Origin of the sequence: Achromobacter ruhlandii (assembly GCF_902859695.1) — a bacterium.
Taxonomy (GTDB): domain Bacteria; phylum Pseudomonadota; class Gammaproteobacteria; order Burkholderiales; family Burkholderiaceae_B; genus Achromobacter; species Achromobacter ruhlandii.
This window is the reverse complement of the sequence record NZ_CADIJL010000011.1, coordinates 167631-181399: the sequence shown is the minus strand read 5'-3', so window position 1 is coordinate 181399 and position 13769 is coordinate 167631. Positions and strand designations below refer to the sequence as shown.

The window sequence follows — 13769 nt, the reverse complement described above, 5'->3', positions numbered from 1 at the left end:
CGCCTGACAAGTATCGTCTGACTGCCTTGAGTTTGAATTGCTCATCGTACTTCGTCATGAAAAACACCCCAAAGATTGGATTGATGTCCAACTTTTGGGGTGCAGTTCACACGGGTGGCCCTTGTTCCGAGCCGATCGGAATTCAGCGGCCCGAACCCTGGGCCGCGATCACTTCCTGCGCCACCTGGCGCGGCGCTTCGGCGTAGTGCTTGAACTCCATCGTGTAGGTGGCGCGGCCCTGCGTCAGCGAGCGCAGCGAGGTGGAGTAGCCGAACATCTCGGCCAGCGGCACCTCGGCCCGCACCACCTTGCCGCCGCCGCCGGCGATGTCTTCCATGCCCTGCACCATGCCGCGACGCGACGACAGGTCGCCCATGACGTTGCCGGTGAAGTCCTCGGGCGTTTCCACCTCGACCTGCATCATCGGTTCCAGCAGCACCGGATCGGCGCGCCGCATGCCTTCCTTGAAGGCCATCGAGCCGGCCATCTTGAAGGCGTTTTCGTTCGAGTCCACGTCGTGATACGAACCGAAGAACAGCGTCACCTTGACGTCGACCACCGGATAGCCCGCCAGCACGCCGGCGTTGAGCGATTCGCGGATGCCCTTGTCCACCGCCGGGATGAACTCGCGCGGCACCACGCCGCCCTTGATGGCGTCGACGAACTCGTAACCCTTGCCCGGTTCCTGCGGCTCGATCTTGAGCACCACGTGGCCGTACTGGCCGCGGCCGCCCGACTGCTTGACGAACTTGCCTTCGACTTCGTCACAGGTCTTGCGGATGGTCTCGCGGTAGGCCACCTGCGGCTTGCCCACCGTGGCCTCGACGCCGAACTCGCGCTTCATGCGGTCGACCAGGATTTCCAGGTGCAGCTCGCCCATGCCGGAGATGATGGTCTGGCCGGATTCCTCGTCGGTGCGCACGCGGAACGAGGGATCTTCCTGCGCCAGCCGGCCCAGGGCGATGCCCATCTTTTCCTGGTCGGCCTTGGTCTTGGGCTCGACCGCCTGCGAGATGACCGGCTCGGGGAACACCATGCGTTCGAGCACGATGACGTGCGCCGGGTCGGTCAGCGTGTCGCCGGTGGTGACGTCCTTGACGCCCACCGCCGCGGCGATGTCGCCGGCATAGACCTCGGTGATCTCGCGCCGCTCGTTGGCGTGCATCTGCAGGATGCGGCCCAGGCGTTCCTTCTTTTCCTTGACCGGGTTGTAGACCGAGTCGCCGGACTTGACCACGCCGGAATAGACGCGGAAGAACACCAGCTGGCCGACGAACGGGTCGGTCATGATCTTGAAGGCCAGCGCCGAGAACGGTTCCTTGTCGGTGGGATGGCGCTCGATTTCGTGGTCGCGCTCGTCGTGGCCCTTGATGGCGGGCACGTCGACCGGCGACGGCAGGTAGTCGATGACCGCGTCCAGCATGGCCTGCACGCCCTTGTTCTTGAAGGCGCTGCCGCACAGCATCGGCACGATCTCGTTGGCGACCGTGCGCTGGCGCAGGCCCTGCTTGATCTCGGCCTCGGTCAGCGCCTCGCCGCCCAGGTATTTCTCCAGCAGCGTTTCATTGGCCTCGGCGGCCTTCTCGACCATCTTGTCGTGCCATTCCTGTGCCTGCGCCTGCAGCGCCGGCGGAATATCGCGGTACTCGAAACGCACGCCCTGGCTGGCGTCGTCCCAGATGATGGCCTTCATCTTGACCAGGTCGATGACGCCCTCGAAGCCGTCCTCGGCGCCCACCGGCAGTTGCACCGGCACGGCATCGCCCTTCAGGCGTTCGCTGATCTGGCGCTGCACGCGCAGGAAGTCGGCGCCGACGCGGTCCATCTTGTTGACGAAGGCCAGCCGCGGCACGCGGTACTTGTTGGCCTGGCGCCAGACGGTCTCGGATTGCGGCTGCACGCCGCCGACCGCGTCATAGACCATGACGGCGCCGTCCAGCACGCGCATGGAGCGTTCGACCTCGATGGTGAAGTCGACGTGGCCCGGCGTGTCGATGATGTTGATGCGGTGTTCGGGATAGTTGCCGCCCATGCCCTTCCAGAAGGCGGTGGTGGCGGCGGACGTGATGGTGATGCCGCGTTCCTGTTCCTGCTCCATCCAGTCCATGACGGCGGCGCCGTTATGCACTTCGCCGATCTTGTGGGTGATACCGGTATAGAAGAGGATGCGCTCGGTGGTCGTCGTCTTGCCCGCGTCGATGTGGGCGCTGATGCCGATGTTCCGGTATAGCTCGATAGGCGTCTTGCGAGTCATGGCCTCGTTCCTTGCAGTAATCACCAGGAATGGGCGGCAGGTCCGACCGGATACTGCCGCGGCGGGCGCCATGCCGCGTTGAGAGGTGTGCTCGGGTGTTGCGAAACCGCGCCCGCACTATCCTTGAATATTACGCGCCGCGAGCCGGTTTACAAGCTTTAGCCATAAGCGCCATAGGGGATGGCCCGGGCAAGAAAAAGCCCCTCGGCGGGGAGGGGCTGGGCGGGCGGCGCCGCCGGCGGGCCTGACAGCGGCCTGACGACGGCGAGGCGGGCCGGGATTACTTCTTTTCTTCCTTGACGCGGTACACCAGCACGGCGGTGCTGGCCAGCGACAGCACCTTGGCGGTGACGCTGCCCAGCAGCAGGCGTGACAGGCCGCTGCGGCCGTGGCTGCCGATGAAGATCAGGTCGCAACCGGCGTCGGCGGCGGCCTGGACGATGCCGTCGGCCACGTTGAAGTTGGACACGGCGCGCGCCTCGGACTTCACGCCGGCGGTGTCGGCGCGGTCGGTGATCTGCTTGAGGTACTTGTCGGCCTGCTCGGCCGAGGCCTTTTCGTAGTCTTCGTCGGTGATGGCGTAGGCCGCGGCCATGCCGTCGAAACCGATGGTGGCGGCGAACGGCTGCGTCACGTAGAGGGCGACGACGTCAGCGCCCACCGAGCGCGCGAAGGAAATGCCGGCGTTGGCGGCTTGGGCCGACAGCGGCGAGCCGTCGGTGGGAATCAGGATCTTCTTGAACATCTTGCCTGCTCCTGTTTGAGAGGAAGCTCCATGCTACCGGAAACCCGCCAGGTTCACATCAAGCGAACCCGGCGCCATTGATACGCATCAACCCAGTTGCTGGGCGGCGGCGAACAGGTTGGTGCAGCGGGTGCCCGTGCGGCAGTACGCCAGCACCGGGCCCGGCAGGGTGCGCAGCAGTTCGGCGAAGCGGACCACGTCGGCCGCGGTCATGGCGCTGCCGACGACCGGCTGGTATTCGATTTTCAGGCCGGCGGCGGCGGCGGCCTTGGACACGTCGGCGGCGGTCGGCTGGTCGGGGCCGCCCTCGAAGTCGGGACGGTTGATGATGACGCTCTTGTAGCCGGCGGCGGCCACGTCGGCCATGTCGTCGGGACCCAGTTGCGGGGCGACGGCGAAGTTCTCGGTGAGGGGCTTGATGGGTGCGGACATGGCGATTCCTTGATGGGGGTGACTGCGTATTATTGTAGGAGCCGTTTCAGGCGAAAAGCTTTTCCAGCACGTTCCAGACGCCGCGATCATCGGCCATGGAAACGGAAAAGCGCAACATCGTCGACGGCCCCTGCGAGGGCGAGAACAGCGTGCCGGGCGCCAGCAACATGCCGCGGTCGGCGGCGGCGCGGGCCAGCACCTCGCTATCGCGGCCGCAATCGGCCCAGACGAACATGCCGGCCTGCGGCTCATGCCGGATGGTCAAGCCCAGCTTGAGCAACCCTTTCAGGCAGCGCTGGCGGGCCTCGTCCACGCGCTGGCGCACACGCTCGATGTGGCGTCGGTACTGGCCTTCCATCAGCACCCGGTGCACCACCCGCTCACCCAGTTCGGGCGAGGTCAGCCCGGCCAGCATTTTCAGGTCGGCGAGCTTCTGCAGGATATCGGGATTGGCGGCCAGGTAGCCGACCCGCAGGCTGGCCGCCAGCATCTTGGAATAACCGCTGACCAGGATAACGCGGTTGAGCCGGTCCAGCACCGCCAGCTTCATGGCGCCGCCGGGGTGCAGCTCGCCGTAGGTGTCGTCTTCCACCACCAGGAAATCGTGGCGCTCGGCGATGCGCAGGATGTCGTAGGCGGCGCCCGCCGACAGGGTATGGCCGGTAGGGTTGTGCACCGCGCTGTTGATGATGAACAGCTTGGGCTTGTGCTGCGCCGCCAGTTGCTCCAGCAGGGCGATATCGGGGCCGTCGGGGCCGCGCGGCACCCCGATCAGGCGCGCGCCGAAGGCCGCCAGGCGGCCGAAGATGACGAACCAGGCCGGGTCCTCGACCAGCACGGTATCGCCCGGCTGCACCAGCAGGCGGGCGATCAGGTCGAGCCCGTGGGTGACGCCGTTGGTGGTGAGCAGATTGCGTTCAGGATGGGCCGGCACGCCGTCGCTCTGCAGCGACGCCGCGATCTGCTGGCGCAGCGGCGAAAACCCCTGCGGGTGGCCATAGGACACCAGATGGCCGCGCACCGAGCGGCCGACGGCGCGCACCGCGCCCGCCACCATTTCCGGATCGAGCCATTCCGCCGGCAGCAGGCCGGCGCCGCCCGGCATGCCGGGACCGCCCCCCTCGCGGAACATGCTGCGCAACAGCCAGGCGATGTCGACCCGCGCGGGCGGGACAAAAGCCTGGCCGGCAGGCGCGGGCACGCTGGCCGCGGGAGCCAGCGGACCGCTGCGGGCGCGCACGAAGAATCCGGCGCCACGGCGCGACTGCACCAGGCCGCGCGCCACCAGCCGGTCATAGGCCTCCACCACCGTGAAGCGGCTGACGCCGGATTGCTCGGCCATCTTGCGGATCGACGGCAGGCGGGTGCCAGGCCGCAGGCCCTGTTCGTCGATGCGCCGGGCCAGGCCGTCGGCCAGTTGCGCCACCAGCGTGGCGTCGGCCTGGCGCACGGGCTGCCAGGGCATGGAAGGCGAAGCAACTGTCATGGGAATTTCACCAGGCCAGTGGTTAAAGTGACATGCAAAGGTGTACCGGTACTGTACCGATGACTATGCGTAGAGTGACAGCAATGGCGTCAACCCGCAAGCCCTGTGGACCGCCCCTTTTTTCTGGACGCCCACCGATGCGCCGCACCGCGTTGTATCCCTCGCCCCAGGCCGCCCCCGTTGCGTCCCGCCCCTCGCCCTGGGAGGGCTATGGCTACGGCCTGCTGGGCGTGCTGGTGTTCTCGCTGACACTGCCGATGACACGGCTCGCGGTGGCCGAATTGCCGCCTCTGCTGGTGGGCCTGGGACGGGCCTTGCTGGCGGCTGTGCCGGCACTGGCCCTGCTGTGGCTGACCCGCAGCCGGCGGCCCGATCGCCGCGAATGGCCCGGCGTCATCCTGGCCGCGCTTGGCATCGTGGTGGGGTGGCCGCTGGCCTCGACGCTGGCGATGCAGACCGTCGCATCGTCGCACGGCGCGGTGTTCAACGGCCTGCTGCCGCTGTCCACGGCCGTCTTCGCGGCCTGGCGCAGCGGCGAACGTCCCTCGCCGGCATTCTGGGGCTGGGCCATGGTGGGCGCCGCCCTGGTATGCGCATTCGCGCTGCGCGAGGGCCAGGGCGCGCTGGCGATGGGCGATTTCTGGCTGTTGCTGGCGGTGCTGCTGGGCGGGATGGGCTATGCCGAGGGTGCGCGCGCCTCGCGCACGCTGGGGGGCTGGCGCACCATCTGCTGGGCGCTGGCCATCAGCGCGCCGGTGCTGGCGGTGCCGGTCGGCTGGATGGCCTCGCGGCAGGCCGGCTGGCCCGCCGTCGACGTCATCTGGGCCTGCGCCTATCTGGCGTTCGGCTCGATGTTCCTGGGATTTTTTGCCTGGTATCGCGGCCTGGCGGCGGGCGGCATTGCCCGCGTCGGGCAGATCCAGTTGCTGCAGCCGTTCCTGACGGTCCTGGCCGCGGTCCTGTTTTTCGGCGAGGCCGTGGACCTGACCACGTTCCTGTTCGCCCTCGCCGTCATCGTGGTCATCGCCGGCGGCCGCCGCGCGATCGTTGGAGTCAAGAAATGACGCTGTTCCCTTCCAGTCTGGCCGACGTGCCGCTCACTTCCCTGTCCTTGCTGGGGCCCCTGGCCCTGTTCGCGCTGGTCAGCTCGATCACGCCCGGGCCCAACAACGTCATGCTGGCCGCATCCGGCCTGAACTTCGGCTTCCGCCGCAGTATGCCGCACCTGCTGGGCGTGAACCTGGGCTTCACGCTGATGATCTTCCTGGTGGGCATCGGCCTGGGTTCCGTGTTCCAGCAGTTGCCGGTGCTGTACACCGTGCTGAAGTACGGCGGCGCCGCCTACCTGCTGTACCTGGCCTGGAAGATCGCCAATTCGGGCGGGGTGGAAGAAGGCCATGCCCGCGGCAAGCCGATGACTTTCCTGCAGGCGGCAGCCTTCCAGTGGGTCAATCCCAAGGCCTGGGTGATGGCGGTGGGCATTATCGCGACCTACACGCCGCAAGCGGGCTTCTTCGCCAACCTGGTGATCGCCACGCTGGTCTGCGGCCTCGTCAACCTGCCCAGCATCGGCATCTGGGTCACCTTCGGCACCGCGCTGCGCCGGGTATTGCACAAGCCGTGGGCGATCCGGGCTTTCAACATCACCATGGCCCTGTTGCTGGTGGCCTCGCTGTATCCGGTGGTGCTGGAAGCGCTGCGCTGAACGCGCCGCCGGCGCCTGCAAGCGTCGGCCGGCCGCCGTGTCCACCACGCCGTCAGGCCAGCAGGGCCACCACCACGGCCGGCGTGACGAGCACGTTGAACAGGCCCGCCATCACCATCACCAGACCTGCGACCGCGCCCTCCTCGGCCGCCAGTTCGCGCGCCTTGGCCGTGCCAGCGCCATGCGCGCCCATGCCGAACAGCGCGCCGCGCGCCAGGGCCGAGCGCAGCGGCAGCCAGCGCCGCATGAACTGGCCGATGGCCGCGCCGAACACCCCGGTGACGATCACGAACACCGCCGTCAGGTCCGGCGCGCCGCCGACGTGCGAGGAAACCGCCACCGCGAACGGCGTGGCCACCGAACGCGGCAGCAGGCTCAGCCGCAGGTCTGGCGGCAGGTCCAGCAGGCTGCCCAGCAGCCAGGCGCTGGCGCCGGCAATGGCGCTACCGACCGCCACGCCCGCCACCAGCACCGGCCAGTAGCGCCGGATCAACGCGCGCTGCTCGTACAGCGGCAGCGCGAACGCGACGATCACCGGGCCCAGCATCATCATCAGCCAGTGCGAACCCGACATGTAGTCGCGGTAGCCGGTATGCAGCAGCAGCGCCAGCATCAGCAATAAAGCCGGAGCCACCACCAGCGTGGAGGTCCACCAATAGGCATAGCGGCGGTAGAACAGGCGCGCGCAGGCATAGGCCAGTACCGTGGCCAGCGGCCAGAAAAGCAGGTTGAATTCAGTGCGCATGGCGGTTCATCCAGCGGTAGCAGAGGTCGATCGTCAGCGCCGTGCCGACCATGACCAGGGCCGTGCCCAGCAGGATCACGGCCAGCAGCTTGGCGCCCAGGACGCCCAGGAATTCACGGTGGTCCAGCAGCGACATCACGGCGGGCACGAAGAACAACAGCATCTCGCCCAGCAGCCAGCTCGCGCCCCGGTGCACGTTGCGCACCCGCAGCAGGCCCGAAGCCAGCAACGCCAGCACCAGCGCCATGCCGATGACGCCGCCGGGGATCGGCAGGCCGGCGACATTGGCCAGCGCCTGGCCCAGCAGGGAGAACAGGATGAGGAGAACGATCTGCAGCACGCGGCTGCGGCGCAGCAGGCTGCGCAGGACGATGGGGTAGCGAGGGCGAGACATGGAAATTTCCAGCGGACAGGGAACGTTTTACGCCGGGCATGGCCATAGATAAAATGAATTTGTTGAATTCCCCCTATTCAAATCAGGCATAACCATGGATCTGCGCCCGCTGCGCGCGCTGGTGGAGGTGGTCCGCCAGGGTGGCTTCTCCCAGGCCGCCAAAGTCGTTTTCGCCACTCAGCCCACGGTCAGCAAGGCGGTGCGCCAGCTGGAGGATGAAATCGGGATGCCGCTGCTGGACCGCCAGGCGCAGCCGCCCCGGCTGACAGACGCCGGCGAAATCGTGTACCGGCGGGCCGTGAAGATGTTGGCCGAACGCGACGATCTGTACGCCGAGCTGGACGAGTTGCGCGGCCTCAAGCGCGGCGTGCTGCGGCTGGGCCTGCCGCCGCTGGGCAGCAGCACACTGTTCGCGCCCATGTTCGCGCGCTTTCGCAGCCGCTATCCGCAGGTCGAGATCAGCCTGCTGGAACACGGCGGCCACCGGCTGGAGGAAATGGTCATGGCCGGCGAGATCGAGCTGGCGGCGTCGCTGCGACCGGTCTCCGAGGATTTCGACTGGCAGCCGGTGGCGCGCGAGCCGCTGATGGCGCTGCTGCCAGCCGATCATGCGCGTGCCCGCGCCGCCACCGTCGGCCTGGAACAGTTGCGCGATTCGCCTTTCATCTTGTTCGAGACCGGGTTCGCCCTAAACCGCATCATCCAGGAAGCCTGCCAACGGGCCGGTTTCGCGCCGGCCATCGCGGCGCGCAGCGGCCAGATCGACTTCATCGTGGCGCTGGTCAGCGCCGGACTGGGCGTGGCCTTCCTGCCCCGCGTGAAGGCCGAGGAAGAACGGCACGCGGGCGTGGCGCTGGTGCCGCTGCGCGATGCTCGGACCGACTGGGAGATGGGCCTGGTGTGGCGGCGTGGCGGGTATCTGTCGCCGGCGGCGCAGGCCTGGCTGGCCCTGGCGCGCGAGATGCATCCGGACACGGCTTGAAGCGATCCGCCAACGATCCGCGTTGTATGCTGGCGGCGCAACCACGCTCGTCGGCGTGGGTCTCATCCATCATGCCCGCCCTGCCCCGATTCACCGTCCGCCGCCTGATCGGCGCCGCCGTGCTCGCCGCCGCCAGCGTGGTCGGGTGCTCGCAACTCGACTCCTGGCAACGCCAGACCATCTTCTCCCCGCAGTCCGAGCCGCAGACCTGGTGGCGAGAGCCGGCCAAGGGCACGCAGGTCTACGACCTGGCGCTGGCCAATGGCGACAAGGTGCGGGCCTGGTATTGGCAAAGCCCGCAAGCCGACGCGCCCACCGTGCTGTATCTGCACGGCGCGCGCTGGAACCTGAACGGCAGCGCGTTCCGCATCGACGGCTGGACCCGCAAGGGCTATTCCGTGCTGGCCATCGACTACCGGGGCTTCGGCGCGTCGACGCCGCGCCTGCCGTCCGAGGCCAGCGCGCTGGAGGACGCCATGGCCGGCTTGAAGGAACTGGCCCGGTTGCAACCGGACCCGGCGCGCCGCTTCGTCTATGGCCACAGCCTGGGCGGCGCCATCGCCATCAACCTGGCGGCGCGCCCGGAACAACCGGACTTCGCCGGGCTGATCGTGGAGTCCAGTTTCACCAGCATCAGCGCGATGCTGGCCACCATGAAGTGGGGCCGCGTGCCCGGCGCCAGCCTGCTGGTCACGCAACCGTTCGACTCGGTGCAGACGCTGGCGCAGCTCCACACCCCGATGCTGTTCATGCATGGCACCGCCGATCGGGTGGTGCCGCACACGATGAGCGATGAGCTCTACGCCGCCGCCCGAGGCGTGGCGCCCGAGCTGAAGCGGCTGGTCAAGATCGAGGGCGCGACGCATTCGGGCGCGTTCCGCAGCGGCGAGCAATACGACGACGCCGTGAAGACTTTCATGCGCGACGCCAGCCGCGCCTATCAACGCAAGGCCGGCTGACCCTCGCGCCGCGCAACCACGGGTCGAGCCATCCGTTGCGCCGGCGAGATCGGGCGTGCGCGCCCGGCATTCGCTGGCTCCCTTGCCGCCCATTTACCTGCGCCTTTTATCAGGCGCCCGCGCCGTCCTCCCCGGGGAAACCCGCTCTCGGGAAACTCCCATATCAAAATATCTTCTAAATATATTTAGCAGATATTAGACTTTCTCCCACCCGCCGCCCTTCCTTCGCGGCGCCGGCCATCCGAGGAGAATCCAGTTGAGTAACGTGCGTTGGCAGGGCGTCTTTCCTGCCGTAACCAGTAAGTTCCATGCCGACGAAACCCTCGACTTCGAAGCGATGCGCAAGCACTTCGGCTTCCTGATCGACAACGGCGTGCATGGCCTCGTCACCTGCGGTTCGCTGGGCGAAGCCAGCACCCTGACGCTGGAGGAAAAGCTGGCCGTGACGCGTTGCGCCGTGGAAGTCAGCGGCGGCCGCATCCCGGTGCTGGCCAACGTGTCGGAGACCAGCACCCGCGAGGCGCTGCGCTTCATCAAGGCGGCGGTGGACCTGGGCGTGGACGGCTTCATGCTGATGCCCTCGCTCATCTACGTGGCCGATGCGCGCGAGGCGATGCAGAGCATCCGCACCATGGCCGAGGCCGCCGCCAAGCCCTGCATGATCTACAACAACCCGGTCGCCTACCGCGTCGACCTCAAGCCCGAGCACATGGCCGAGCTGGCCGACTGCCCCTGGCTGGTGGCGATCAAGGAAAGCAGCGACGACATCCGCCGCGTGACCGACCTGCGCAACAAGCTGGGCGACCGCTATCAGCTGTTCATCGGCGTCGACGACCTGTCGTTCGAAGCCCTGGCGCTGGGCGCCGACGGCCTGCTGGCCGGCCTGGTGACCGCCTTCCCGCGCGAGACCGTGGCGCTATACGACCTGATGAAGGCCGGCAAGTGGCAGGAAGCGCTGGCGCTGTACCAGTGGTTCACGCCGCTGCTGCACCTGGATGTGTCGACCAAGCTGGTGCAGAACATCAAGCTGGCCGAGACCCTGGCCGGCGTCGGCAACGAGCACGTGCGTCGTCCGCGCCTGCCGCTGGTGGGCGCCGAGCGCGAGCGCTGCGCCGGCATCATCGAAGCGGCGCTGGCCAAGCGGCCGCGGCAATACCAGTCGAAGTAAACGACCCAGCCCGAAGCAGGACCGGCGCGCCCGCATGGCCGTGGCGCGCCGTCCTTGCGCCAGCCTCTCGGACACCATGCACAGCGACATCATCCTTCAGACCCGGGGCCTCACCAAGGAATTCCGCGGCTTCGTGGCGGTCAACGACGTCAACCTGAGCGTCAGGCGCGGCGCGATCCATGCGCTGATCGGTCCCAACGGGGCCGGCAAGACCACGGTCTTCAACCTGCTCACCAAGTTCCACATCCCGACCCGCGGCCAGATCGTCTACGACGGCGTCGACATCACCGGCGAACGGCCGGCGCAGACGGCGCGGCGCGGCATCGTGCGCTCGTTCCAGATCTCGGCGGTGTTTGCGCAGCTGTCGGTGCGCGAGAACGTGCGCGTGGCCTTACAGCGCAAGCTGGGCGTGGACTACTGCTTCTGGCGTTCGGAGCGCTCGCTGGAGCGGCTGCATGCGCGGGTCGAGGAATTGCTCGACCAGGTCGGCCTGCGCGCGCAGCTGGACGTGGCCGCTGGCGACCTGCCCTACGGCCGCAAGCGCACGCTGGAGATTGCCACCACGCTGGCGCTGGAGCCCGAGCTGCTGTTGCTGGATGAGCCGACGCAGGGCATGGGCCACGAGGACGTGGACCGCGTCAAGCACCTGATCAAGCAGGTCTCGGCCGGCCGCAGCATCCTGATGGTGGAACACAACATGAAGGTGGTGGCCGACATCTGCGACACCATCACCGTCCTGCAACGCGGCGAGATCCTGGCCGAGGGTCCGTACGCCGAGGTGTCCGCGAACCCCGCGGTGCGCGAAGCGTACATGGGAGCGGAAGATGAATGACAAGACCCCGGCGCGGTCCATGCTGGAGATCCGCGATCTGCACGCCTGGTATGGCGAATCGCACATCCTGCACGGCATCGACCTGGACGTGAAGGCGGGCGAGTGCATCACGCTGCTGGGCCGCAACGGCGCCGGCCGCAGTTCGACCCTGAAGTCGGTGCTGGGCCTGGTGGGCCGGCGCAGCGGCTCCATCAAGGTGCAAGGCCAGGAAACCATCGGCCTGCCGCCGCACAAGATCGCGCGCCGGGGCATCGGCTATTGCCCCGAAGAGCGCGGCATCTACGCCTCGCTGACCGCCGAGGAGAACCTCATGCTGCTGCCCTCGGTGGGGCCGGACGGCATGTCGGTGGAAGAGATCTACACGATGTTCCCCAACCTGAAGGAACGCGCCCACAGCCCCGGCACCCGGCTGTCGGGCGGCGAGCAGCAGATGCTGGCGATGGCGCGCATCCTGCGCACCGGCGCCCGCCTGCTGCTGCTCGATGAAATCACCGAAGGGCTGGCGCCCGTCATCGTGCAGGCGCTGGGCCGGGTGATCCGGCAATTGCAGGAGCGCGGCTACACCACCGTGCTGGTCGAGCAGAACTTCCGCTTCGCCCGGCACCTGGCCGACCGCCATTACGTCATCGAGCATGGCCAGGTGGCCGCCGTGATCGAGCGGGCCGAGGTCGAGCGGTCGCAGGACCGGCTCAACGCCCTGCTCGGCATCTGAAGGCCGTCGCGCGCAGTTCCCCGTCGTTGCAGTTCCCGTGGTGCTTCCGACCGCAGTCCCCCCATTCCCCTACGGAGCGTAGTCAGATGAAATTGAATCGAATCGCAGCGGCGCTGTGCGCCATCGGCCTGGCGGGCGTCGCCCACGCCGAGGCCGGCATCAGCGACGGCATCGTCAAGGTCGGCGTGCTGACCGACCTGTCCGGCGTCTATTCCGACCTGGCCGGCAACGGCTCGGTGATCGCGGCGCGCATGGCGGCCGAAGAGATGGGCAACAAAGTGCTGGGCAAGCCGGTCGAAGTGGTGGCCGCCGACCACCAGAACAAGCCCGACGTCGCCGCCAACCTGGCGCGCGAATGGTTCGACCAGGGCAAGGTCGACATGATCACCGACTTCCCCACCGCCTCGACCGCGCTGGCCGTGATGGAGATCGCGCGCCAGAAGAACCGCGTGACCATGCCGTCCGCGGGCCTGTCGACCGCGATCCTGGGCGAGAAATGCTCGCCGCTGAACGCGCAGTGGACCACCAACACCTACGCGCTGGCGGCCGGCACGGCGCGCGCGCTGGTCAAGGAAGGCAAGAAGACCTGGTACTTCATCACCGCCGACTACACCTTCGGCCATTCGCTGGAGAAGGACGCCACCGAAGTCATCCAGGAGAACGGCGGCAGTGTCGTCGGCGTGTCGCGCCATCCCTTCCCCGGCAACGATTTCTCGTCGTTCCTGCTGAAGGCGCAGGCCTCCAAGGCCGACGTGATCGCCCTGGCCAACGCCGGCAACGACACCGTCAACGCGGTCAAGCAGGCCAACGAGTTCGGCATCACCAAGAAGCAGATCGTGGCGCCCCTGCTGACCTATATCTCGGACGTGCACAGCATGGGCCTGGCCAAGGCGCAGGGCATGTACCTGACCGAGGCGTTCTATTGGGATTACGACGACGCCTCGCGCGCCTGGGCCAGGAAGTTCTTCGAGAAGGCCAAGAAAATGCCGACGGCCTCGCAGGCCGGCGTCTACTCGGCCACGCTGTCGTACCTGAAGGCGATCGAGGCGGCCGGCACCGACGAGGCGCCGGCGGTCATGGCCAAGTTGCGCGAGATGACCATCAACGACGCCGTGATCCGCAACGGCAAGCTGCGCGCGGATGGCGCGCTGGTGCACGACATGCTGCTGTTGCAGGTGAAGGCGCCGGCCGAGTCCAAGGCGCCGTGGGACTACTACCACGTCAAGGCCGTGCTCAAGGGCGACGAGGTCTTCCCCAAGCCGCAGGCCGCCTGCGCGTTGAACAAGTCATGACGGCGCCCGGCGCCGGGCGGCCCCCGCCCGGCGCTGGTTCGATCCGCCCGTGGCGCGCGCTGG

At 67.7% G+C, this 13769-nt stretch carries 14 protein-coding genes; 8 read left to right on the top strand and 6 right to left on the bottom strand.

The window, feature by feature from the left end; genetic code table 11:
- Window positions 1–142 precede the first annotated feature (142 nt).
- The 4 genes from fusA to HV742_RS16060 all read right to left on the bottom strand — a co-directional run bounded on the left by fusA (window position 143) and on the right by HV742_RS16060 (window position 4917).
- Entirely contained in the window at window positions 143–2254 is a 2112-nt protein-coding gene (gene fusA / locus HV742_RS16075; RefSeq protein ID WP_049071316.1) for an elongation factor G, read from the bottom strand.
- Between the two features lie 280 nt (window positions 2255–2534).
- On the bottom strand, window positions 2535–2999 hold the full coding sequence (locus tag HV742_RS16070) for a universal stress protein (RefSeq protein ID WP_006388728.1): 465 nt from the start codon (window positions 2997–2999) through the stop codon (window positions 2535–2537).
- 87 nt (window positions 3000–3086) lie between these two features.
- Window positions 3087–3431: a protein tyrosine phosphatase family protein gene (locus HV742_RS16065; RefSeq protein WP_025137488.1), complete on the bottom strand. Its 345-nt coding sequence runs from the start codon at window positions 3429–3431 to the stop codon at window positions 3087–3089.
- A gap of 46 nt (window positions 3432–3477) precedes the next feature.
- Window positions 3478–4917, bottom strand: a complete 1440-nt coding sequence (locus tag HV742_RS16060) for an aminotransferase-like domain-containing protein (RefSeq protein WP_059269305.1) — start codon at window positions 4915–4917, stop codon at window positions 3478–3480.
- A 137-nt stretch (window positions 4918–5054) separates the two neighbouring features.
- Between HV742_RS16060 and HV742_RS16055 the strand changes: the two genes are divergently transcribed.
- Both HV742_RS16055 and HV742_RS16050 read left to right on the top strand, forming a co-directional pair.
- Window positions 5055–5981: a DMT family transporter gene (locus HV742_RS16055; protein WP_175145886.1), complete on the top strand. Its 927-nt coding sequence runs from the start codon at window positions 5055–5057 to the stop codon at window positions 5979–5981.
- A complete protein-coding gene (locus HV742_RS16050; protein ID WP_054416327.1) occupies window positions 5978–6622 on the top strand; it encodes a LysE family translocator in 645 nt (214 codons plus the stop codon). The genes HV742_RS16055 and HV742_RS16050 overlap by 4 nt, the downstream gene beginning before the upstream one ends.
- 52 nt (window positions 6623–6674) lie before the next feature.
- Here the strand turns inward: HV742_RS16050 and HV742_RS16045 are convergent, their stop codons facing one another.
- Both HV742_RS16045 and HV742_RS16040 read right to left on the bottom strand, forming a co-directional pair.
- Entirely contained in the window at window positions 6675–7367 is a 693-nt protein-coding gene (locus HV742_RS16045; protein WP_059269304.1) for an LrgB family protein, read from the bottom strand.
- Entirely contained in the window at window positions 7357–7761 is a 405-nt protein-coding gene (locus HV742_RS16040; RefSeq protein ID WP_049071308.1) for a CidA/LrgA family protein, read from the bottom strand. The genes HV742_RS16045 and HV742_RS16040 overlap by 11 nt, the downstream gene beginning before the upstream one ends.
- 94 nt (window positions 7762–7855) lie before the next feature.
- Between HV742_RS16040 and HV742_RS16035 the strand changes: the two genes are divergently transcribed.
- From HV742_RS16035 to HV742_RS16010, 6 genes are all read left to right on the top strand, one after another.
- A complete protein-coding gene (locus HV742_RS16035; protein ID WP_175145885.1) occupies window positions 7856–8743 on the top strand; it encodes a LysR family transcriptional regulator in 888 nt (295 codons plus the stop codon).
- A gap of 71 nt (window positions 8744–8814) precedes the next feature.
- Window positions 8815–9702, top strand: a complete 888-nt coding sequence (locus HV742_RS16030) for an alpha/beta hydrolase (protein WP_049077449.1) — start codon at window positions 8815–8817, stop codon at window positions 9700–9702.
- Between the two features lie 256 nt (window positions 9703–9958).
- Complete coding sequence (locus HV742_RS16025) at window positions 9959–10870, top strand: dihydrodipicolinate synthase family protein (RefSeq protein WP_054503510.1); 912 nt, start codon at window positions 9959–9961, stop codon at window positions 10868–10870.
- A gap of 76 nt (window positions 10871–10946) precedes the next feature.
- Window positions 10947–11702: an ABC transporter ATP-binding protein gene (locus HV742_RS16020; RefSeq protein ID WP_049077448.1), complete on the top strand. Its 756-nt coding sequence runs from the start codon at window positions 10947–10949 to the stop codon at window positions 11700–11702.
- Window positions 11695–12414 (top strand): ABC transporter ATP-binding protein, encoded by a 720-nt coding sequence (locus HV742_RS16015; RefSeq protein WP_148317529.1) that lies wholly within the window; start codon window positions 11695–11697, stop codon window positions 12412–12414. The genes HV742_RS16020 and HV742_RS16015 overlap by 8 nt, the downstream gene beginning before the upstream one ends.
- 86 nt (window positions 12415–12500) lie before the next feature.
- On the top strand, window positions 12501–13706 hold the full coding sequence (locus HV742_RS16010) for an ABC transporter substrate-binding protein (RefSeq protein WP_049071300.1): 1206 nt from the start codon (window positions 12501–12503) through the stop codon (window positions 13704–13706).
- Window positions 13707–13769: the final 63 nt, after the last annotated feature.

Excerpts from the sequence above, each read along its gene's own strand:
- fusA (WP_049071316.1), bottom strand. The coding sequence starts at position 2,254 with ATGACTCGCAAGACGCCTATCGAGCTATACCGGAACATCGGCATCAGC.
- HV742_RS16070 (WP_006388728.1), bottom strand. The coding sequence starts at position 2,999 with ATGTTCAAGAAGATCCTGATTCCCACCGACGGCTCGCCGCTGTCGGCC.
- HV742_RS16065 (WP_025137488.1), bottom strand. The coding sequence starts at position 3,431 with ATGTCCGCACCCATCAAGCCCCTCACCGAGAACTTCGCCGTCGCCCCG.
- HV742_RS16060 (WP_059269305.1), bottom strand. The coding sequence starts at position 4,917 with ATGACAGTTGCTTCGCCTTCCATGCCCTGGCAGCCCGTGCGCCAGGCC.
- HV742_RS16055 (WP_175145886.1), top strand. The coding sequence starts at position 5,055 with ATGCGCCGCACCGCGTTGTATCCCTCGCCCCAGGCCGCCCCCGTTGCG.
- HV742_RS16050 (WP_054416327.1), top strand. The coding sequence starts at position 5,978 with ATGACGCTGTTCCCTTCCAGTCTGGCCGACGTGCCGCTCACTTCCCTG.
- HV742_RS16045 (WP_059269304.1), bottom strand. The coding sequence starts at position 7,367 with ATGCGCACTGAATTCAACCTGCTTTTCTGGCCGCTGGCCACGGTACTG.
- HV742_RS16040 (WP_049071308.1), bottom strand. The coding sequence starts at position 7,761 with ATGTCTCGCCCTCGCTACCCCATCGTCCTGCGCAGCCTGCTGCGCCGC.
- HV742_RS16035 (WP_175145885.1), top strand. The coding sequence starts at position 7,856 with ATGGATCTGCGCCCGCTGCGCGCGCTGGTGGAGGTGGTCCGCCAGGGT.
- HV742_RS16030 (WP_049077449.1), top strand. The coding sequence starts at position 8,815 with ATGCCCGCCCTGCCCCGATTCACCGTCCGCCGCCTGATCGGCGCCGCC.
- HV742_RS16020 (WP_049077448.1), top strand. The coding sequence starts at position 10,947 with ATGCACAGCGACATCATCCTTCAGACCCGGGGCCTCACCAAGGAATTC.
- HV742_RS16015 (WP_148317529.1), top strand. The coding sequence starts at position 11,695 with ATGAATGACAAGACCCCGGCGCGGTCCATGCTGGAGATCCGCGATCTG.
- HV742_RS16010 (WP_049071300.1), top strand. The coding sequence starts at position 12,501 with ATGAAATTGAATCGAATCGCAGCGGCGCTGTGCGCCATCGGCCTGGCG.